This window comes from Pseudomonas sp. UV AK001, assembly GCF_046097675.1.
Classification (GTDB): domain Bacteria; phylum Pseudomonadota; class Gammaproteobacteria; order Pseudomonadales; family Pseudomonadaceae; genus Aquipseudomonas; species Aquipseudomonas kribbensis.
Window position 1 is genome coordinate 36241 of the sequence record NZ_JBJUVZ010000002.1, and the last position, 18888, is coordinate 55128.

20 protein-coding genes are annotated in these 18888 nt (G+C 60.4%); 6 read left to right on the plus strand and 14 right to left on the minus strand.

The window, feature by feature from the left end; genetic code table 11:
• Positions 1-32 precede the first annotated feature (32 nt).
• The 6 genes from ACKLNA_RS08150 to folE2 are packed head-to-tail and all read right to left on the minus strand — an operon-like array spanning position 33 to position 5246.
• On the minus strand, positions 33-1370 hold the full coding sequence (locus ACKLNA_RS08150; RefSeq protein ID WP_408985584.1) for a dihydroorotase: 1338 nt from the start codon (positions 1368-1370) through the stop codon (positions 33-35).
• A gap of 4 nt (positions 1371-1374) precedes the next feature.
• On the minus strand, positions 1375-1935 hold the full coding sequence (locus ACKLNA_RS08155; RefSeq protein ID WP_096817088.1) for a carbonate dehydratase: 561 nt from the start codon (positions 1933-1935) through the stop codon (positions 1375-1377).
• On the minus strand, positions 1932-2807 hold the full coding sequence (locus tag ACKLNA_RS08160) for a metal ABC transporter substrate-binding protein (protein WP_408985585.1): 876 nt from the start codon (positions 2805-2807) through the stop codon (positions 1932-1934). Before ACKLNA_RS08160 ends, ACKLNA_RS08155 begins: the two co-directional genes overlap by 4 nt.
• Positions 2808-2818: 11 nt before the next feature.
• The gene (locus ACKLNA_RS08165; RefSeq protein WP_408985586.1) at positions 2819-3685 is read right to left on the minus strand and encodes a metal ABC transporter permease; all 867 of its coding nucleotides are present in this window, start codon (positions 3683-3685) and stop codon (positions 2819-2821) included.
• Positions 3685-4353, minus strand: coding sequence for a metal ABC transporter ATP-binding protein (locus ACKLNA_RS08170; RefSeq protein ID WP_408985587.1), 669 nt, complete (start codon positions 4351-4353; stop codon positions 3685-3687). The genes ACKLNA_RS08165 and ACKLNA_RS08170 overlap by 1 nt, the downstream gene beginning before the upstream one ends.
• Positions 4350-5246 (minus strand): GTP cyclohydrolase FolE2, encoded by an 897-nt coding sequence (gene folE2 / locus ACKLNA_RS08175; protein ID WP_408985588.1) that lies wholly within the window; start codon positions 5244-5246, stop codon positions 4350-4352. Before folE2 ends, ACKLNA_RS08170 begins: the two co-directional genes overlap by 4 nt.
• Before the next feature lie 84 nt (positions 5247-5330).
• Here folE2 and ACKLNA_RS08180 point away from each other — a divergent pair, with 84 nt between their 5' ends.
• Entirely contained in the window at positions 5331-6530 is a 1200-nt protein-coding gene (locus tag ACKLNA_RS08180) for an N-acetylmuramoyl-L-alanine amidase (RefSeq protein ID WP_408985589.1), read from the plus strand.
• Here the strand turns inward: ACKLNA_RS08180 and ACKLNA_RS08185 are convergent.
• Complete coding sequence (locus tag ACKLNA_RS08185; protein ID WP_408985590.1) at positions 6527-6901, minus strand: glutamine synthetase; 375 nt, start codon at positions 6899-6901, stop codon at positions 6527-6529. The genes ACKLNA_RS08180 and ACKLNA_RS08185 overlap by 4 nt on opposite strands.
• A 224-nt stretch (positions 6902-7125) precedes the next feature.
• Here ACKLNA_RS08185 and zigA point away from each other — a divergent pair, with 224 nt between their 5' ends.
• Together zigA and ACKLNA_RS08195 are read left to right on the plus strand one after the other, a co-directional pair.
• Positions 7126-8331 (plus strand): zinc metallochaperone GTPase ZigA, encoded by a 1206-nt coding sequence (gene zigA / locus ACKLNA_RS08190; protein WP_408985591.1) that lies wholly within the window; start codon positions 7126-7128, stop codon positions 8329-8331.
• On the plus strand, positions 8331-8981 hold the full coding sequence (locus tag ACKLNA_RS08195) for a DUF1826 domain-containing protein (RefSeq protein ID WP_408985592.1): 651 nt from the start codon (positions 8331-8333) through the stop codon (positions 8979-8981). The genes zigA and ACKLNA_RS08195 overlap by 1 nt, the downstream gene beginning before the upstream one ends.
• A 4-nt stretch (positions 8982-8985) precedes the next feature.
• Here the strand turns inward: ACKLNA_RS08195 and ACKLNA_RS08200 are convergent, their stop codons facing one another.
• Positions 8986-9342, minus strand: a complete 357-nt coding sequence (locus tag ACKLNA_RS08200; protein WP_408985593.1) for an NADH:ubiquinone oxidoreductase — start codon at positions 9340-9342, stop codon at positions 8986-8988.
• A 25-nt stretch (positions 9343-9367) separates the two neighbouring features.
• Between ACKLNA_RS08200 and ACKLNA_RS08205 the strand changes: the two genes are divergently transcribed.
• On the plus strand, positions 9368-10339 hold the full coding sequence (locus ACKLNA_RS08205; RefSeq protein ID WP_408985594.1) for a CobW family GTP-binding protein: 972 nt from the start codon (positions 9368-9370) through the stop codon (positions 10337-10339).
• 1 nt (position 10340) lies between these two features.
• Here ACKLNA_RS08205 and ACKLNA_RS08210 read toward each other — a convergent pair whose 3' ends face one another.
• A complete protein-coding gene (locus ACKLNA_RS08210; RefSeq protein ID WP_085708786.1) occupies positions 10341-10754 on the minus strand; it encodes a DUF3301 domain-containing protein in 414 nt (137 codons plus the stop codon).
• Between the two features lie 117 nt (positions 10755-10871).
• Here ACKLNA_RS08210 and pdxY point away from each other — a divergent pair, with 117 nt between their 5' ends.
• On the plus strand, positions 10872-11744 hold the full coding sequence (gene pdxY / locus ACKLNA_RS08215; protein WP_085708787.1) for a pyridoxal kinase PdxY: 873 nt from the start codon (positions 10872-10874) through the stop codon (positions 11742-11744).
• A 102-nt stretch (positions 11745-11846) separates the two neighbouring features.
• Here the strand turns inward: pdxY and ACKLNA_RS08220 are convergent, their stop codons facing one another.
• Complete coding sequence (locus ACKLNA_RS08220; protein ID WP_003229693.1) at positions 11847-12329, minus strand: acyl-CoA thioesterase; 483 nt, start codon at positions 12327-12329, stop codon at positions 11847-11849.
• 283 nt (positions 12330-12612) lie between these two features.
• Here ACKLNA_RS08220 and ACKLNA_RS08225 point away from each other — a divergent pair, with 283 nt between their 5' ends.
• A complete protein-coding gene (locus ACKLNA_RS08225; RefSeq protein ID WP_085708788.1) occupies positions 12613-14376 on the plus strand; it encodes a cation:proton antiporter in 1764 nt (587 codons plus the stop codon).
• 20 nt (positions 14377-14396) lie between these two features.
• On the opposite strand, the gene ACKLNA_RS08230 is transcribed toward ACKLNA_RS08225, so the two are convergent.
• From ACKLNA_RS08230 to uvrD, 4 genes are all read right to left on the minus strand, one after another.
• Positions 14397-14804 (minus strand): SMI1/KNR4 family protein, encoded by a 408-nt coding sequence (locus ACKLNA_RS08230; RefSeq protein ID WP_007995855.1) that lies wholly within the window; start codon positions 14802-14804, stop codon positions 14397-14399.
• A gap of 138 nt (positions 14805-14942) precedes the next feature.
• Complete coding sequence (locus ACKLNA_RS08235; protein WP_408985595.1) at positions 14943-15818, minus strand: Tim44 domain-containing protein; 876 nt, start codon at positions 15816-15818, stop codon at positions 14943-14945.
• A 175-nt stretch (positions 15819-15993) separates the two neighbouring features.
• Positions 15994-16434, minus strand: a complete 441-nt coding sequence (locus tag ACKLNA_RS08240; protein WP_016984014.1) for an EamA family transporter — start codon at positions 16432-16434, stop codon at positions 15994-15996.
• 71 nt (positions 16435-16505) lie between these two features.
• Positions 16506-18689: a DNA helicase II gene (gene uvrD, locus ACKLNA_RS08245; RefSeq protein WP_114886442.1), complete on the minus strand. Its 2184-nt coding sequence runs from the start codon at positions 18687-18689 to the stop codon at positions 16506-16508.
• Between the last annotated feature and the right edge of the window lie 199 nt (positions 18690-18888).

Sequence of the window (18888 nt, forward strand, 5' to 3'; positions counted from 1 at the left end):
ACCGCCCCACAACATTGTGGGGCGGGTTTTTTCTAGCGCATGAAGCGCAACGGCAATCCCTGACACCCGTCATGCAGCCGATTGTCGTGCCACGCAACCTGTCCCGACACCAGCGTCGTACTCACCCGATGGCGGAAGCTGTGACGGGCAAACGGGGTCCATCCGCACTGCGACAGGACCGGTTGGCGTGATACCGCGACACCTTCGGGCTCCGGTTGAATCAATACCAGATCCGCCCAATAACCTTCCCTCAGATAACCGCGATCCGGAATGGCAAACAGATCCGCCACCCGGTGACTGGTCTTCGCCACCAGCGTGGTGATCGGCAGCACGCCATCCGCCACCAGTTCCAACAACGCCGGCAACGCATGTTGCACCAGTGGCAGGCCGGACGGTGCCTGGGCATATGACAGCTGTTTCTCCGCCCAGGTATGCGGGGCGTGGTCGCTGCCGATCACGTCCAGTCGATTGCTCAACAAGGCCAGACGCAGGGCATCGCGATCAGCCTGGCTTTTGATCGCCGGGTTGCATTTGATCTGGTTGCCGAAGTCCGGGTAGTCGCGATCATCGAACAGCAGGTGGTGCAGGCAGACTTCCGCTGTGATGCGTTTGTGCGCCAGCGGTTTGTCCTCGAACAGCTCCAGCTCCCGGGCGGTGGTCAGGTGCAGCACGTGCAGGCGAGTGCCATGGCGTTTGGCGAGATCTACCGCCAGTGAAGAAGAGCGATAACAGGCGTCGGCATTGCGGATCAGCGCATGAGCGTCGGGAGGAAGATGTTCGCCGAACTGCTCGCGCAATCTGGCGGTGTTGGCCTCGATGCTCGGCGTATGTTCGCAATGGGCCAGGAGGATTGTCGGCACCTCGGCGAACAATCGCTCCAGCGTCTTGGGATCATCCACCAGCATATTGCCGGTCGACGCGCCCATGAACACTTTGACCCCGGCCACCTCACTCGGGTTGAGTGCCGCGACGGTGTCCAGGTTGTCGTGACTGACGCCAAAGTGAAAGCCGTAGTTGGCCACCGAGTTGATCGCTGCCCGACGCTTTTTGTCAGCCAGCGCTTCGAGGGTGAGGGTGGCCGGGTTGGTGTTGGGCATGTCCATAAAACTGGTAATGCCACCAGCCACCGCCGCGCGGGATTCGGTGTAGATGCTGCCTTTGGTTGGCGAACCCGGTTCACGGAAATGCACTTGGTCGTCGATCATTCCCGGCAGCAGCCATTGGCCGTTGGCGTCGATTTCCAGCGTGGCGTTTTCACCTTCAATGCTGCGGCCGATCTTGACGATACGACCGTGGCTGACCAGCAGATCGGCGTAGAACTCATGCCCGTCATCAACCAGGCGCGCATTGCGAATCAGCACACTGTTCATGGGTTCAGAACTCGTTCTGCAGGGCTTTGTAGCCGCGCACCAGATCGACGTTGGTGCGCGCCACGTCTTCGGAAAACTCCGAAGCGCTGACACTCACCGGCGGGAATTGCGACAGATCGGTGTTCGGCCCGATGCGGGTGGTGGAGGGCACGTAGAACGCGTCCGGCAAATCCCGGCCATCGACCACCGAGTTGTGCCGCACCACGCAACCGTTGCCGACCACGCAATTGAACAGCACGCTGTTGAAGCCGATGAACACTCGGTCGCCGACCTTGCAGGGGCCATGCACGATCGAGCGGTGGGCGATGGAGCTGAACTCGCCGATGGTCACCGCCGCGCCGGACTTGGAGTGGATCACCACGCCGTCCTGGATGTTCGAATTGGCGCCGATGGTGATCGGCTCCATCTCACCCGAGGCGTCCACTTCATCGGCGCGGATGACCGCGTAGGGGCCGACAAACACGTTTTCGCCGATCACTACTTTGCCGCAGATGATCGCGGTTTTATCGACGTAGGCAGACTCGGCAATTTGTGGCAGATCGCCGGAAGGATTTTTGCGGATCATGGTTGGCTCAGGGCGTCGTAAAGAGTGTTGAGGTTGTATTCGAACAGGCCGGTGAAGGTGCTGGCCGGACCCGAAGCGGCGAGCGCGTCGGAGTACAGCGTGCCGCCGATGTGCGCGCCGCTTTCGTCGGCGATCTGTTTGAGCAGGCGTGCGTCCTTGATGTTTTCCATGAACACCGCTTTGACCTTGGCCTGACGGATCTGGGTGATCAGTGCAGCAACTTCAGCGGCGGAAGGTTCGCGTTCGGTGGACAGACCTTGCGGTGCCATGAAATCGATTCCGTAGGCTTGCCCCAGATAACCGAAGGCATCGTGGCTGGTGACGATCTTGCGATTGCCCGGCGGCAGCGAACCGAGCTTGGCCTTGGCTTCGGCGAGGAGGGCGTAGATCTGTTTCAGGTAGGCTTTGCTGTTGCGTTCGTAGTCGGCTTTGTTCGCCGGGTCGGCGGCGATCAGTGCCTTGGTGATATTGGCGACATACAGCTCGGTGTTGGCCAGGTTGTGCCAGGCGTGAGGATCGGGAACGGTCTCGCCGTCTTCATCCAGAGAGCGGGGAATCACTCCGTGGCTGGCGCTGATGACGGTGGCTTTGGTGTCGGTGCTGGTCACCAGTCGATCCAGCCAGGGTTCAAAACCCAGCCCGTTTTTCACGATCAGTTTCGCTTTCAGAAGTGCCTTGGCATCGTCGGGCGTCGGTTCGTAGGTGTGGGCGTCGGTGTCCGGGCCGACCATGTTGGTGATCTGGATATGCTCGCCGCCGACCTGATGCACCATGTCGGCAAGGATGCTGAAACTCGTGACCACCGGCAGTTTCTCCGCCGCCGACAATGACATCGACAGCATCAGGCTGAACAACACAAGTAGAGCGCGCATCGGGAAACACCTCATTGGGATGTGAGCAAAGGCGGGCGGCGCAGCAGGCCATGAACCGGCCCGAGCACGACGGACAACAGGTAACCGATGCCTGCGACCAGCACGATGGCCGGACCACTGGGCAGCGAGTAGTAGAACGACAGCAACAGACCGAGCCATACCGAAAGGCAACCGATCACGGCAGCGATGGCGATCAGGATCGGCAGGCGCCGGCTCCAGAAACGTGAAGCGGCGGCGGGCAGCATCATCAGTCCGACCACCATCAGCGCGCCGATGGCCTGAAAACCGATGACCAGGTTGAGCACCACCAGAGTCAGAAATACCCCATGGGCGATCGGGCCGAGTCGGCTGACGGTGCGCAGGAACAGTGGATCGAGGGTGTCGAGCAGGAGCGGGCGATAGATCAGTACCATGGCCATCAGGCTCAGCAGCGAAACGCCCAACATGCCATTGAGGGTCGGCCCGTCGACGGCCAGTGCTGAACCGAACAGCAAGTGGAGCAGGTCGAGCCGTTTGCCGGCGATGCCCAGAATCAGCACGCCACTGGCCAGGGAGATCGGGTAGATCGCGGCGAGACTGGCGTCCTCGCGCAGGCCGGTTCGGCGGGTGATCCATGCGGCGAGTCCGGCCATGCTCAGGCCGGCGCCGAGGCCGCCGAGGGTCAGCGCGGGAAGACTCAAGCCGGCAAACCAGAAACCGAGTGCGGCTCCGGGAAGGATGCCGTGGGCGACGGCGTCGCCGATCAGGCTCATGCGTCGCAGGATCAGGAACACGCCTAATGGCGCAGTACTGCACGCCAGCAGCAAACCGCCGAGCAGCGCCCGGCGCATGAAAAGGAACTCAAGGAACGGTTGCCAGAAATGCGCAGCGCTGAGCATCAGGCCACCTGCACGTTGGGTGTTTGCTGGATCAGTTCGGCACTGGGGCCGAACACACAGCCATTGTTTTTGATCAGCAGCGTTTGTGGAGTGTGTTGGCGGACGGCAGCGAGGTCGTGGCAAACCATCACCAGCGTCCGTCCTTGCGCATGCCAGGTGTGCAGGTGTTGCCAGAGCAATGCCTGACCCAGTTCATCGAGGGCGGCATGGGGTTCGTCGAGCAGCAGCAAAGGCGTGTCGGCCAGACTCAGTCGAGCGAGCAGGGCACGTTGCAGTTCTCCGCCGGAGAGGGCCATCAACGGGCGCTGTTCCAGGCCGCTCAAGTGCCAGTCTTCAAGCGCCTGAGTCAGCCGTTGCGCGCGCAGCTGGGTCGAAAGTCGACGTCCCCAGAAACCGGCGGCGACCAGTTCCTGAAGGCTGATCGGGAATTGTCGATCCAGGTGCTGTTGCTGGGGGAGGAATGACAAACCGCTTTGGCGAGGGACGCCTAATGCGACAGCGCCGGCCAAAGGCCTCTGTAGTCCGGCGATAACTTTCAGCAGGCTGCTTTTGCCGCTGCCGTTCACGCCGATAATGGCGGTCAGGCTACCGCGTTCCAGTTGAAGGCTAAGCGGTGGCGTGAGCGGTTGGCCGGGGGCGCCCCAACTCAAAGACTGCAGGCGGATCATGTGGTCTCCCGGCGCCAATGACTTTCAGCGACTGCATCGTGGGCGTGGAGGCTTTCGGCATGGATCACCCGCAGGTGGAATTCGCGAATGCCGGGTGAGCGGCGCAGTGCCAGGTTCAGACGGCGAGCGGCGTCTTCGCAGAACATCAGGTTCTGGCCATTGGCGAGGGCGAAGGCTTGTTCGTCTGCGCGTTTCACAGCGGTTTGTACGGCTGTGCCGAGGGCAGCTTCGGCGTCGTTGATGGTCGAGGTCAGCGGTAAACCATCGACGAATTCATCCAGGTGAAGATGCAGTTGTGCGGTGCTGCGCTGGCTGTGGGGAGTTGCGATGATCCCTTGAGTCGAGCCTAGCCAGGCCAGAACCTCGGCATGTTGCAGCGGCTTGTTGGCGAAATCATCGACGAATTGCTGCTGGATCAATTGCCTCGCCAGCGCGGCAGAGCACGGGCAGGTCGAGGAATAAGCCACTTCGATTTTGAGTTCCACGTGGAACACTGTGTTTTTCAGAGTGGCTGCAATGGTCACCGGATAGGTTTTCCATCCTGCCAATGGGCTGACCAGTGCGGGTCTTCTGAGCAGCAAATCGGTATGGATATTCAAATAGGCGGAGTTAGCCAGGCCTTCGTGGCTGTCGAGAAAACGCTGCAAAACCTGCTGCAAGAGTGCGGGAGTGAGGTTTTGCTGTTCCAGCATTTCCAGCGCGAGGTATAGCCGTGACATATGAATCCCACGGGCTTCGCCGTCATCCAGACTGACACCCGCATCGGCTTTTGCAGCCAGGCGTTGGCCCTCTATAAAGACAGGCAGAGCGATACCACGCATTCCCACCCAATCAAGCGGCAAGGCTTGGCGGGCGGCTTGCGCGGCGATATCCGGCAGCGTCAGCGCATTCATGTTCAGTACCATCGTGTTGATTGAATTTGATGTTACATTATAACAATTCAAATCACGATGCCTTTTTCATGAACGGGCTTTCATATGCACAGACGCCATTTGCTTAACCTGATGTTGGCCAGCGCTGCGTTGGCTTTTCCTTTCAGTGTCAGCGCCACACAAATCCGCAATGCACGCCTCTGGCGGTCGGATGACAAGCTTCGGTTGGTCTTCGATTTGAGCGGGCCAGTGAGCTACAAGACGTTTACGTTGAGTGCACCGGATCGTCTGATCATCGATCTGAGTGGTGCCAGTTTGAGTGGTGATTTCAGTCAATTGGCGCTTGGCGAAACTGTTATTCGCAGCATCCGTTCCGGACATTTTGGGAAGGGTGATACCCGAATCGTTCTGGATTTGAATCGCCCGGTTCAGCTCAATACCTTCCTGCTGGCGCCTCAGGATGGACAAGGACATCGCCTGGTTCTGGATCTTTTAAGCGATTCAAAAGTGGCAACGCAAAGCGTTCCACGTGAAACACCGGGGAAAACCAATCATCCAAAACGAGACATTATTGTCGTGGTCGACCCTGGTCATGGCGGTAAAGATCCCGGTGCAGTGGGTGCCAAAGGCGAGCGTGAGAAGGATGTTGTGCTCTCGATTTCACAGCTGCTCGCACGTCGCTTGAAACGGGAAAAAGGCTTCGATGTGAAGCTTGTACGCAATGACGATTTCTTCGTGCCGCTTCGCAAGCGAGTCGATATTGCCCGCCAGCACAAGGCCGACATGTTCATTTCGGTGCACGCAGATGCTGCGCCGCGTCTGACCGCTTCGGGCGCCTCGGTGTATTGCCTGTCTGAAGGTGGCGCGACTTCAGCCACTGCACGCTTCATGGCGCAACGGGAAAACGGCGCGGATCTGCTCGGTGCAACCAGCTTGCTGAATCTGAAGGACAAGGACCCGATGCTTGCCGGGGTGATCCTCGATATGTCGATGAATGCCACCATCGCCGCCAGTTTGCAGCTGGGCAGCACGGTCCTGGGAAGTCTGGCGGGCATCACCACGTTGCATCAAAAGCGTGTGGAGCAAGCAGGATTTGCGGTGCTGAAGTCACCCGATGTGCCGTCGATTCTGGTGGAAACCGGGTTCATTTCCAACGCACGGGACAGTCAGCGATTGGTCACTGCACGCCATCAGCAGGCGGTTGCTGACGGATTGTTTGAAGGATTGCAGCGCTATTTCCAGAAAAATCCACCGGCTGACAGCTACATCGCCTGGCAGCAGGGGCAGCAACAAGCGCGTGTCTAGCAGCCCGTGAGTCGGCTGCAAGTGAACTTCCCGGTGCTTCCGCCGGAGCTGGAGAAACGGTTGATCGTTGTCCAGCCCACCCGGCGGTTGTAACCGACCCAGGCCTCGCCGTCGGAGGCGATTCCCGTGAAGAACGTCAGCTGTCCGTAAATGCTGTTGGTTTGCGCCCAATAACGTTGGCCGATCTTCTCGAAGCCCCGCAGGTAAATCGTCTTGCCGGTGGTGTTGACGCTATAGGCGTTGCCATTGGCATCCACGCACGCCAGCAGGTTGGCGCTGCGCGTGCAGGTGGCGAGCCCCGGGACTTGTGCCCATGCATCGAAGGTCAGCAAGGCGAGGCCAAAGAGTGAGCATTTCAGCGCAGTTTTCATGAGATCACTCGACGGCAAAGTGTTTCCAGCTTCCGGCCCTTTGTCGTTTCCGGCAAGAAGAAAGTGGATCTTTAATATTGTTATACTATAACATAAATTAGATCGGGCTTTCCGTGGCTCCTGTTTTCAAGCGTCTGCTTCTCTGACTGTCTCATAGAAGCCCAAGAACGCCTGCCGCCGAGAGCGTTTCTTGCGTTTAGCTACCGTTTGATGAGGTTTACCCCATGTCTTCCCCGCTTCCCGTGACCGTTTTATCCGGCTTTCTCGGCGCCGGAAAAAGTACACTTTTGAATTACGTACTACGTAACAGAGACGATTTGCGTGTGGCGGTGATCGTCAATGATATGAGCGAAATCAACATTGATGGCAGCGAAGTTCAGCGTGATGTCGACCTGAACCGCGCAGAAGAAAAACTCGTGGAAATGAGCAACGGCTGTATCTGCTGTACGTTACGCGAAGACCTTCTGGAAGAAGTCGCCAAACTGTCCCGGGAAGGCCGATTCGATTATCTGCTCATCGAATCCACCGGGATTTCCGAGCCACTGCCGATTGCCGAGACCTTCACCTTCCGCGATGAGCAGGGCCAAAGCCTCGCGGACATCGCTCGCCTCGACACCATGGTCACTGTAGTCGACGGCCTGAATTTCCTGCCTGATTTCCAGGCTGCCGAAAGTCTGGCTTCCCGTGGCGAAATCCTTGGTGAAGAAGATGAGCGCTCGATCACCGATCTGTTGATCGAACAGATCGAGTTCGCCGACGTTCTGTTGATCAGCAAGATCGATCTGATCAGCAGCCGAGAACGGGAAGAGCTGATGGCGATCCTCAAGCGGCTCAACGCGAACGCCGAGATTATCCCGATGGTGATGGGCGAAGTTCCGCTGGAGAAGATCCTCAACACCCACCGTTTCGACTTCGACAGGGCTGCGACAGCCCCGGGCTGGCTTCAGGAGTTGCGTGGCGAACACGTGCCGGAAACCGAGGAATACGGCATCGCGTCCACGGCTTACCGCGCGCGCCGACCCTTTCACCCTCAGCGTTTTTTCGACTTCATCGATCGACCCTGGGTGAACGGCAAACTGCTGCGCTCGAAAGGCTTCTTCTGGCTCGCGAGCAAACCCACGGATGCCGGCAGTTGGTCCCAGGCGGGCGGTTTGATGCGCCACGGTTTCGCCGGGCGCTGGTGGCGTTTTGTGCCGAAGAATCAATGGCCACAGGATCAGGAAAGCACCGCTGCGATCATGGAAAACTGGACCGTGAGCGTAGGAGACTGCCGCCAGGAGCTGGTGTTTATTGGCCAGAACATCGATTTCGCACAACTCAAGTCCGCCCTCGACGACTGCCTGCTCACCGATGCCGAGATGGCGCTCGGTGTCGAAGGCTGGCGATTGCTGGCTGATCCGTTCGGCCCCTGGCATGACGAGGCCGCGTGATGCTTGCCCTTAAACCGCTGCAAAGCAAAACACGTCATCAAGTCCTCGGCCCGACCCCGCAAGCGCTGGCGAGCATCCTGGAAGATGAAATAAACCTCGCTGTCTGGCAGCGGCAACTACCGCTGCATGTCGCCGATTTTGCGAAGTTGTTGCTGTCACTCAACGAGCCTTATGCCGAAGCGCTGAGCCTCGAATTACACGACGAAGACGCCGAACCAGACCTGACGGGACTGGCCAGCGGATTCCGCGATCTGGAAGGCTACGAAGGTTTTATCGCCGACCTGAAATGGCTGGTCAGCGCCTTCGCCTGCCTGCTCGGAGCACGGCGGATCGGCCTGCGCTTGCGGGTGCTGGACAAGGCGATGTGCCCGCGTTTTCACGTCGATCATGTGCCCGTACGACTGATCACCACCTACGCCGGCATTGGTAGCGAGTGGCTGAGGGAGGGGGAAATGGATCGTCAGCAACTGGGAAAACCGCTGGCCGAGCCGCAGGAAAAATCGCGGATTCAGCAACTGGTCAGCGGTGAAGTGGCGCTGCTCAAAGGGGAGAAGTGGCACGGCAACGAAGGCTTCGGGCTGATCCATCGCTCTCCACAACCGGCGCCGGGCGAACGGCGTCTGATGCTGACCCTCGACTGGCTCGGCTGACGCCTCAAGGCTTGAGCCAGGTGCCCTGGCTCTGGCTCTCGCAGTACGGCTTCAAATACGCCGCATCGGTGGCTACGCCGTAATAGTGGATATCCTGGCGATAAGGCATATTGGCGACCTGTGCGTTGCTGCACACGCCAAACGCCCCGGCAGGGCACTGATCGACGTACTGCACGTCGACTTTTTGCCCTGCCAGCGTGGGTTGGCAGAAGCCGTCGTTGAACAGTTTCTCCGGGATGTTGCGGTTCTGCTGGCAGACCTTCACGTCGAGGCGTTCTGCCTGGCTGTGCACCACGCAGGCCTTGGCCAGCGCCTCGCCCGAGACCAGCGCCAACAGCAACGTCCATCTCATCCACCGCATTCCTGACCTCCAGAAAACCTTGATCATGTTGCAGAGCATTCCTACCCACGTCATCGCAGGCCCCTTGGGCGCCGGCAAGACCAGCCTGATTCGCCAGCTCATGGCGCAACGACCGGCCGGTGAGCGCTGGGCGGTGCTGATCAACGAGTTTGGCCAGATCGGCCTCGACGCAGCGCTGCTGACCCGGGACGCTGATGGTATCGCACTGGGCGAAGTGGCCGGGGGCTGTTTGTGTTGTGTGAACGGTGCGCCGTTTCAGATCGGGCTGGGACGTTTATTGCGCAAGGCCCGGCCGGATCGCCTGTTCATCGAGCCTTCCGGATTGGGGCATCCGGCACAGTTGCTGCAACAACTGAGCGAAGCGCCATGGCAAGGTGTTCTCGCGGTTCAGCCCTGCGTGCTGGTTCTGGACGCCCAGGCATTGGCGGCGGGTAATGCGCTACCGCCAGCGCAGCGGGAGGCGATTCCGAATGCCGGTCTGCTGGTGTTGAACAAAGCAGAAACCATCGATGAGTCCCGGCGAGAGCAGATTGCCCGTCAGTTGCCGTCCGTCAGGCTGATCTGGACGCAGCAGGCATCGTTGCCCCTGAGCGAATTGCCGGGTGCGACAGCGCAAGCGCAAGCGGGTGTGGATAAGTTGATTGCGCCCAAGGGGCTGGCGCAGATGCCGGCCATCTGGAGCGATCCGGCTTCGCCGATTTGCCTGAGTCAGGCGCAGGAAGGCGGCTGGAGCATCGGCTGGCGCTGGCACCCAAGCCAGACGTTTGACCTGACGCGCATCACTCAGTGGCTGGAATCCCTGAACTGGCGCCGGGCAAAGCTGGTTATCCACAGTCAGACTGGCTGGGAATCAGCCAATGCCCTGGATAGCGCCAAGCTGGACTGGCAGCCCAGCGAATGGCGCAAGGATTCGCGGATCGAGCTGATATTCGACCAATTGCAAGTAATCGATGATTTGCAGGCAGGATTGGCCGGCTGTCGGATTCAAGCGGCCTGACTCAAGGCTTCCACTTGGTGTGTTCCTGGCGCCACTGGCTCAGTTCGATGACTTGCGCGCTCGGCCTGGCCACTTCCACCACAGGCGGGGTGTCGTCGAACGGTGCCGGGTAGGGCGCCAGTTCGATCTGCGCGCTATGGGGGCCGAACTGGGTGATGGTGCCGTTGTGACGGGTTTCGCCGGTCACGGTGAACTCGAAGTTGTAGACCCGGGCCAGACGTCGACGCCCGCTGGCATCCTTGATAAGACCGATCTTCTTTAGCGCCACGTTGCCGTCAAGCAATTCGACGCCGACATTCACACAATGCTGCTTGACCCGTTCCAGCGCCCGCTCACGCAGGCCGTGGTTGTGCCAAAGCCACGCGCCAGCAACGGCGAACAGCATCAGCACGAAAATGTTTTCCAGGGTCAGCATCAACAAGTAACTCCAAAAGTTGGCGTCAGCTTAACTGCGTCGCCGGTCTGTCGTACAGACTGTGTTTCGTCGCATACTGCGCGGCTTGAATTTCAATCGTTTTACGGAAAAACCCGAATGAAACGTACGCCTCATCTGCTCGCCATCCAGTCCCATGTGGTGTTCGGCCATGCCGGCAACAGCGCTGCGGTTTTTCCGATGCAGCGGGTCGGGGTCAATGTCTGGCCGCTCAACACCGTGCAGTTCTCCAACCACACTCAGTACGGCCAGTGGGCCGGAGAAGTGCTGGCGCCGCAGCGGATCCCGGAACTGGTCGAGGGCATCGCCGCCATCGGTGAGCTGGGCAATTGCGACGCGGTGCTGTCCGGCTACCTCGGCAGTGCGGCCCAGGGCCGGGCAATTCTCAGTGGCATCGAGCGGATCAAGGCGGTCAATCCGAAAGCCCTGTATCTGTGCGATCCGGTGATGGGGCATCCGGAGAAGGGTTGCAGCGTGCCGGCCGAAGTCAGCGACTTCCTGCTCGACGAAGCGGCGGCGGTGGCGGACTTCATGTGCCCGAACCAGCTCGAACTGGACAGCTTCTCGGGGCGCAAGCCGCAGTCGCTGTTCGATTGCCTGGCGATGGCGCGGGCGCTGCTGGCGCGTGGGCCGAAAGCGGTGCTGGTCAAGCATCTGGATTACCCGGGGAAACCAGCGGATGGCTTCGAGATGTTGCTGGTGACTGCCGAGGGCAGTTGGCATCTGCGGCGTCCGCTGCTGGCGTTCCCACGGCAGCCGGTCGGAGTAGGCGATTTGACGTCCGGCCTGTTCCTGGCGCGAGTGCTGCTCGGCGACAGTCTGGTGGCGGCGTTTGAATTCACCGCAGCGGCGGTGCATGAGGTGCTGCTGGAAACCCAGGCCTGTGCCAGTTACGAGCTGCAACTAGTGCGGGCGCAGGACCGGATTGCGCATCCGCGAGTGAAGTTCGAGGCAACGGCGATCAGCCTCTGATACGCGTCGGCTTCAATTGCGAGCAGGCTCGCTCCCACAGAGAAAACATCAACTGTGGGAGCGAGCCTGCTCGCGATAGCGGTCGTCAGATCGCTACAAATCTCAGGCGTCGCCCTTGATTTCCTGATAGCGCTTTTCCAGCTCCTGGCGAATCTGCCGGCGCTGCTGGGCCTGCATATAGCGGCGCTTGTCTTCACTGTTCTGCGGTTGCAGCGGAGGCACGGCGGCCGGTTTGCGCTGATCGTCCACGGCAACCATGGTGAAGAAGCAGCTGTTGGTATGGCGCACCGAGCGCTCGCGGATGTTCTCGGTCACCACTTTGATGCCGACTTCCATCGAGGTGTTGCCGGTGTAGTTGACCGATGCCAGGAAGGTCACCAGTTCGCCGACGTGGATCGGCTCGCGGAAAATCACCTGATCCACCGACAGAGTCACCACGTAGCGGCCGGCATAGCGGCTCGCGCAGGCGTAGGCCACTTCGTCGAGGTATTTGAGCAGGGTGCCGCCGTGGACATTGCCAGAGAAGTTGGCCATGTCGGGGGTCATCAGTACCGTCATCGACAGCTGGGCGTTTCCGGGTTCCATAACGTTCTCACGGGTCAAGGCAGGGTTGCTGGAAGAAGCACCTCTGCGGGTGCCTGGTCGCTTTTCAAAACCACCGTTATCGGGACGCCGGGCAACTGGCCGCCGTCACGCCCTGATCGATCTGTTTCCATATATTGCACCGCCTTTCAGCCGGAAGTCGCGGTGTTACCCTGCAAAAGCCCACCCCAAGGGCGATTCCTACACCTAAAGCGGATTTTTACTCAGCTCGCCCAGACGTTTTCAGACGCCTGCCGCGAGCATCGTCATTCAAGGAGCCCACGCCATGCATGCCATCAGCTTTATTCAGGATCTGGCAGTGATCATGTTGGTCGCAGGTGTGGTGACCGTGCTGTTTCACCGCTTCAAGCAGCCGGTGGTGCTCGGCTATATCGTCGCCGGTTTCATCATCGGCCCGCACACCCCGCCGTTCGGCCTGATCCACGACGAAGAAACCATCAAGACCCTCGCCGAGTTGGGGGTGATTTTCCTGATGTTCTGCCTGGGCCTGGAGTTCAGCCTGCGCAAGCTGTTCAAGGTCGGCGCCACGGCGTTTATCGCGGCGTTCCTGGAAATAATCCTGATGATCTGGATCGGCTACGAAATCGGCCGCTGGTTTGACTGGAACACCATGGATTCGCTGTTCCTCGGCGCGATTCTGGCGATTTCCTCGACCACCATCATCGTCAAGGCGCTCAACGATCTGAAGATGAAGAACGAGCGCTTCGCCCAGTTGATCTTCGGCGTGCTGATCGTCGAGGACATTCTCGGCATCGGCATCATTGCGCTGCTTTCAAGCATCGCCGTCAGCGGCACGGTCAGCTCCGGCGAAGTGTTTTCCACGGTCGGCAAGCTGTCGCTCTTCATGATCGTCGCGCTGGTCATCGGCATTCTGCTGGTACCGCGATTGCTGGCCTATGTGGCGAAGTTCGAAAGCAACGAGATGCTGCTGATCACCGTGCTGGGCCTGTGTTTCGGCTTCTGCCTGCTGGTGGTCAAGCTTGAGTACAGCATGGTGCTTGGCGCATTTTTGATCGGCGCGATCATGGCCGAGTCGCGGCAATTGCTGAAGATCGAGCGCCTGATCGAGCCGGTTCGCGACCTGTTCAGTGCGATCTTCTTCGTTGCCATTGGCCTGATGCTCGATCCGATGATCCTTCTGCAATACGCGTGGCCGATTGCGGTGATCACCGTCGCCGTGGTGCTGGGCAAGATGTTGTCCTGCGGCCTCGGTGCCTTTATCGCCGGCAATGACGGACGCACCTCACTGCGGGTCGGGATGGGTCTTTCGCAGATTGGCGAGTTCTCCTTCATCATCGCTGCGCTGGGCATGACGCTGCAGGTGACCAGCAACTTCCTCTATCCGGTGGCTGTGGCCGTCTCGGTCATCACCACGTTGCTGACGCCATACCTGATCCGCGCCGCCGATCCGCTGTCGATCAAGCTGTCCGCCGCCATGCCGCAGCGCCTGGGTCGGGTGTTCGGGATGTATGGCGAATGGCTGCGCAGCATTCAGCCGCAGGGCGAGGGCGCGATGCTGGCGTCGATGATCCGGCGGATTCTGCTGCAGGTCGGGGTCAATCTGGCGCTGGTGATTGCGATCTTCTTTGCCGGCGCGTTCTTTGCCGGGCGACTCTCGACGTGGCTGCAGGACTGGATCAGCGATCCGAGCTGGCAGAAGGCGTTGATCTGGGGTGGGGCGTTGCTGTTGTCGCTGCCGTTCCTGATCGCGGCCTATCGCAAGCTCAAGGCGCTGTCGATGCTGCTGGCGGAGATGGGCGTGAAGCCGGAGATGGCGGGGCGTCACACACAGCGAGTGCGCCGGGTGATCGCCGAAGTGATCCCGATCCTCTCGCTGCTGGTGATTTTCCTGCTGCTGGCAGCCTTGTCGGCCAGTATCCTGCCGACCAACAAGTTGCTGGTGCTGGTCGCCGTGGTCGCGGCCGCCGTGGCGGCGCTGCTCTGGCGCTGGTTCATCCGGGTACACACGCGGATGCAGGTAGCCTTGCTTGAGACCCTCGACAATCACAAGGAGTCGTCGGGGCATTGACCCGGTGGGGCGCTGGCGGATCAGCTCTCCAGCCAGACGTCCCGTGCCCAGTGCCAGACCGACTCCCAGGACTCTTCGGTGATCAGCTCTTCTTCGCCGGACCACAGCACCACGGTGCCGTCTTCTTCGACGCAGTAGTAGTTGTCGCCGTCCTGGCAGATCGGGATCAGGTCGCGCGGCACACCGGCGTCCCAGGCATTGGCCGCTACGTCCGGCAGATAGGTGTGGGACTGCGGGTCGGTGACGGTCACCGGCTCCAGGCTGCCGTAAACCACGTCGCTGACGGTCAGCAGAAATTCTTTGAAGACGAACGGGATGTTGATGAAGAGTTCTTCTTCGACCTCCACCAACTGGTCTTCGTCGGGCAACTCCAGGGGAACCGGCACGGGTTCGTTGGCTTCGCGCAGTTGTTCGATGATTTCTTCCACGTCCGGGATCCTCTTGCTTGAATGGCGCGGTTTATATGGGCCGGTTTATACAGTAGCTCGCTATAGATGCAACCGCGAAATAGAAAACCCCGGCCGAGGCCGGGGTTTTTATTGCTGCGGGTAAAACGTCGGAGGTGATCAGCCGTTCTGGCGGATACCGGCTACCAGCCAAGGCTGGTTATCGCCCTGTGGACGTTCCATGTTCCAGCTTTCGCTGAACACTTCGCCCTGGTCGAAACGCGAGGTTTTCGACACGCCGGTGAAGGTCAGGGTCGCGATGGTCTTGTCCGCACGGTCATCCACGCCATCCAGTTGCACCTGAAGATTGTCGATGTAGGTGGACTGGAAGCCGTCGCCCAGATCCGCTCGCTCACGCTTGAGGAAGTCGAGCATTTGCGGGGTCACGAACTCGGCGATCTTGTCCATTTCGTTGGCGTCCCAGTGCTGCTGCAGCGCCTGGAAGTGGCTGCGGGCGGCTTCGAGGAAGCGCTGCTCGTTGAACCAGGCCGGTGCGTTGATCACCGGACGGGCGGCAGCCGGAGCGGCCGAACCACCGAAGATCGAACCCATGGCGGCAGGTTTCTGCTCGAACACTTCACGCTGCATCGGCGCACCGGCCGGAGCGAACTGCTCCTGCTGCTTGCGACGACGAGCGGCGATGAAGCGGAAGATCACGAACGCGATCACGGCCATGATCAGGATGTCGAAGATCTGCATGCCCTGGAAGCCGCCGCCCATGAACATGGAGGCGAGCAGGCCACCGGCAGCGATGCCGGCCAGAGGGCCGAGCCACTTCGAAGCGCCGCCAGCCTTGGCAGCAGCGCCCGCGGCACCGGCAGCACCAGCGGTCGCAGCCGCGCCGCCCATGCCTGGGGAAGAAGGAGCCATCTGGCTGGTCTGGTGCGTCGGCGCAGCGCCGGCGCTTTTGCCACCACCGAAGCGCTTGGCGTTGGCGTCGAGGCTCATCGTCAGGCCGATGCACAACGCCATGGCGATGCTAAGAAAACGTTTCATAAAGGGAATTCCCGTTTGTGGAGACACGCGCGCCATGTTGCACAGCTGAAGTGTCACTGGCTAGCGAGAGAGTGTTTCGGGCTTTTGCCTGACAGGTTACGTTCAGCTCGATCCAGGCAATAAGGCTATGTACTTTTGTCTGTAGGAAAAGGATGTAGGTTCAGTGGGAAATGGATCAGCGACGAAACGCCAACATCACCACGCCTGCGGTGATCAGACCGATGCCGCCCCACTGGCGCAGGTCGAGTTTTTCGCCCAGCAGAATCACGCCGAGCACCGCCACCAGCACCACACTGAGCTTGTCCACCGGAGCGACCAGCGAGGCAGGTCCGACTTTCAATGCCCGGAAGTAGCACAGCCAGGAAGCCCCGGTACCCAGCCCCGACAACAGCAGGAACAGGTAGCTTTTGGCAGAGATCGATCCCAGGGACTGATATTGGCCCGTGGCGTACAAAATCAAGGCCAGGCTGACGAGCACCACGATGGTGCGCAGCAGGGTAGCGAAGTCGGAGTTGACGTTTTCGATGCCGACCTTGGCGAAGATCGCCGTCAGCGCGGCGAAGGTGGCCGAGAGCAGGGCCCAGAAAGTCCAGGAGGAAAAGAAGCCAGAGCCCATGTCTCGTACCTTTCAGGATGTTTGATCGTTCCCCGGCAGAGCGAGGGAACGATGAGCAACAGCTGGCGGCCTTAAATGGCTTCCAGCTTCGCGTAACCCAGCATCAGCCACTTGCTGCCTTCGCTGAAGTTCACCTGCACCCGGGCCTGAGCCCCGGCGCCCTCGAAGTTGAGGATCACGCCGTCGCCAAAGATCGAGTGCCGCACAGCCTGGCCGAGGCTCAGGCCGGTATCCGGGATCTCGCTGCCGCTGAACAGGTTGCTGCCGCTCATCGACTGGTTGCCGCCGAACGGTCGGCTGACGCTGTTCGACAGGCGCACTTCCTGGATCAGACCCTTCGGCACTTCCCGTACGAATCGCGACACCTTGTTGTAGGTTTCGCTGCCGTACAGGCGTCGGGTTTCAGCGTAGGTCATCACCAGGTTCTGCATGGCCCGGGTGATGCCGACGTAAGCCAGACGACGTTCTTCTTCAAGACGTCCCGGTTCTTCCAGGCTCATCTTGTGTGGGAACAGGCCTTCTTCCATGCCCACCAGGAACACGTAAGGGAATTCCAGGCCCTTGGCACTGTGCAGGGTCATCAACTGAATGCTGTCTTCGTGCTCGTCAGCCTGAGTGTCACCGGCTTCCAGCGACGCGTGGCCGAGGAACGCCGCCAGCGGCGTCAGGTCTTCGTCTTCTTCGGTGTTCTCGAAGTTGCGCGCGGCGCTGACCAGTTCCTCAAGGTTTTCCACCCGGGCCTGGCCTTTCTCGCCTTTTTCCGCTTCGTGGTAGGCGATCAGCCCGGATTGCTCGATGACGGTCTGGGTCATCAGGTGCAACGGCATCTCGGCGCACTTGGCGGCGAGGTTCTCGATCAGCTCGATAAACGCGCCGAGGGCGCCGGCCGCACGACCGGTCAGACCTTTATTGGCCACCAGTTGGCGCATGGCTTCCCACATCGACACATCGCTGTGGCGCGCATGCTCACGAATGGCTTCGACGGTCTTCTCGCCGATACCACGAGCCGGGACGTTGATGACCCGTTCCAGCGCCGCATCGTTGCCGCGACCTTCCAGCAAACGCAGGTAGGCCATGGCGTTCTTGATTTCCGCCCGCTCGAAGAAGCGCTGGCCGCCATAGATGCGGTAAGGAATGCGCTCGCGCAGCAAGGCTTCTTCCAATACGCGAGATTGGGCGTTGGAGCGGTAGAGAATCGCGATATCGCTGCGAGCCAGGCCGGTTTTCAGCGCGCTTTCGATGGTTTCGACAACGTAGCGTGCTTCATCGTGTTCGTTGAACGCGGCGTACAGGTTGATCGCTTCGCCGTCGCCACCGTCGGTCCACAGCTCCTTGCCCAGACGCCCGGTGTTGTTGGCGATCAGGGCGTTGGCCGCTTTCAGGATGCCGGCGGTGGAGCGGTAGTTCTGCTCCAGACGGATGGTCTCGGAATCCGGGAAGTCGGAAGAATACTGGTGAATGTTCTCGATTTTCGCGCCGCGCCAGCCGTAGATCGACTGGTCGTCGTCGCCGACCACCATCAGGCTGTCGCCGCCCTTGCCCAGCAGACGCAGCCAGGCGTACTGCACGGCGTTGGTGTCCTGGAACTCGTCCACCAGAATGTGGCGGAAACGCTTCTGGTAGTGGGCCAGCAGACCCGGATGGTCGCGCCACAGGTCAAGGGCACGCAGCAGCAGTTCGGAGAAGTCGATGACGCCGGCGCGCTGGCAGGCAGCCTCGTAGGCCTCATAGATGCCGCGCATGGTGGCCAGGTACAGATCGCCGCTGGCCTGAATGTGCTGCGGACGCAGGCCTTCGTCTTTCTGCCCGTTGATGAACCACTGGGCCTGACGGGCCGGCCAGCGCTGTTCGTCCAGCCCCAGCTCGCGGATCACCCGTTTGACCAGGCGTTGCTGGTCATCGCTGTCGAGAATCTGGAAAGTCTGGCTCAGCCCGGCTTCCTGCCAGTGCGCCCGCAGCAGGCGGTGCGCCAGGCCGTGGAACGTGCCAACCCACATGCCGGCCGGGTTGATTCCCAGCAATTGTTCGATGCGGTGACGCATCTCGGCAGCGGCCTTGTTGGTGAAGGTCACCGACAGGATCGAGTGGGGCGAGGCGTTTTCGACCTGGATCAACCAGGCGATACGGTGCACCAGCACTCGGGTCTTGCCTGAGCCGGCACCGGCCAGGACCAATTGACGACCAACGGGAGCCGCTACGGCCTGGCGTTGGGCATCGTTGAGGGAGTTCAGCAGAAGGGAGAGATCATCGCGCATCGGGGCATTCTAGGGTGCGCCGCAGGCCCGGGCAAACCGAGCTTTGCATTAGCCGATGAAAGTGCTGCCGATGACGACCGGTCGGTCACCGGCTACAGGCGTTGGCCCGCCTGGCGTCGGGGCTTTTGCGGGTGACGGGAGGTGGAAAAGTTTCGGCGAAATTATGATCTGGAGCAGTTTGGCAAGTGGTTGGGCTTGT

What these genes read in the sequence shown, in the direction of transcription:
- ACKLNA_RS08150 (WP_408985584.1), bottom strand. Translation starts at nt 1,370, where the DNA reads ATGAACAGTGTGCTGATTCGCAATGCGCGCCTGGTTGATGACGGGCAT.
- ACKLNA_RS08155 (WP_096817088.1), bottom strand. Translation starts at nt 1,935, where the DNA reads ATGATCCGCAAAAATCCTTCCGGCGATCTGCCACAAATTGCCGAGTCT.
- ACKLNA_RS08160 (WP_408985585.1), bottom strand. Translation starts at nt 2,807, where the DNA reads ATGCGCGCTCTACTTGTGTTGTTCAGCCTGATGCTGTCGATGTCATTG.
- ACKLNA_RS08165 (WP_408985586.1), bottom strand. Translation starts at nt 3,685, where the DNA reads ATGCTCAGCGCTGCGCATTTCTGGCAACCGTTCCTTGAGTTCCTTTTC.
- ACKLNA_RS08170 (WP_408985587.1), bottom strand. Translation starts at nt 4,353, where the DNA reads ATGATCCGCCTGCAGTCTTTGAGTTGGGGCGCCCCCGGCCAACCGCTC.
- folE2 (WP_408985588.1), bottom strand. Translation starts at nt 5,246, where the DNA reads ATGAATGCGCTGACGCTGCCGGATATCGCCGCGCAAGCCGCCCGCCAA.
- ACKLNA_RS08180 (WP_408985589.1), top strand. Translation starts at nt 5,331, where the DNA reads ATGCACAGACGCCATTTGCTTAACCTGATGTTGGCCAGCGCTGCGTTG.
- ACKLNA_RS08185 (WP_408985590.1), bottom strand. Translation starts at nt 6,901, where the DNA reads ATGAAAACTGCGCTGAAATGCTCACTCTTTGGCCTCGCCTTGCTGACC.
- zigA (WP_408985591.1), top strand. Translation starts at nt 7,126, where the DNA reads ATGTCTTCCCCGCTTCCCGTGACCGTTTTATCCGGCTTTCTCGGCGCC.
- ACKLNA_RS08195 (WP_408985592.1), top strand. Translation starts at nt 8,331, where the DNA reads ATGCTTGCCCTTAAACCGCTGCAAAGCAAAACACGTCATCAAGTCCTC.
- ACKLNA_RS08200 (WP_408985593.1), bottom strand. Translation starts at nt 9,342, where the DNA reads ATGCGGTGGATGAGATGGACGTTGCTGTTGGCGCTGGTCTCGGGCGAG.
- ACKLNA_RS08205 (WP_408985594.1), top strand. Translation starts at nt 9,368, where the DNA reads ATGTTGCAGAGCATTCCTACCCACGTCATCGCAGGCCCCTTGGGCGCC.
- ACKLNA_RS08210 (WP_085708786.1), bottom strand. Translation starts at nt 10,754, where the DNA reads ATGCTGACCCTGGAAAACATTTTCGTGCTGATGCTGTTCGCCGTTGCT.
- pdxY (WP_085708787.1), top strand. Translation starts at nt 10,872, where the DNA reads ATGAAACGTACGCCTCATCTGCTCGCCATCCAGTCCCATGTGGTGTTC.
- ACKLNA_RS08220 (WP_003229693.1), bottom strand. Translation starts at nt 12,329, where the DNA reads ATGGAACCCGGAAACGCCCAGCTGTCGATGACGGTACTGATGACCCCC.
- ACKLNA_RS08225 (WP_085708788.1), top strand. Translation starts at nt 12,613, where the DNA reads ATGCATGCCATCAGCTTTATTCAGGATCTGGCAGTGATCATGTTGGTC.
- ACKLNA_RS08235 (WP_408985595.1), bottom strand. Translation starts at nt 15,818, where the DNA reads ATGAAACGTTTTCTTAGCATCGCCATGGCGTTGTGCATCGGCCTGACG.
- ACKLNA_RS08240 (WP_016984014.1), bottom strand. Translation starts at nt 16,434, where the DNA reads ATGGGCTCTGGCTTCTTTTCCTCCTGGACTTTCTGGGCCCTGCTCTCG.
- uvrD (WP_114886442.1), bottom strand. Translation starts at nt 18,689, where the DNA reads ATGCGCGATGATCTCTCCCTTCTGCTGAACTCCCTCAACGATGCCCAA.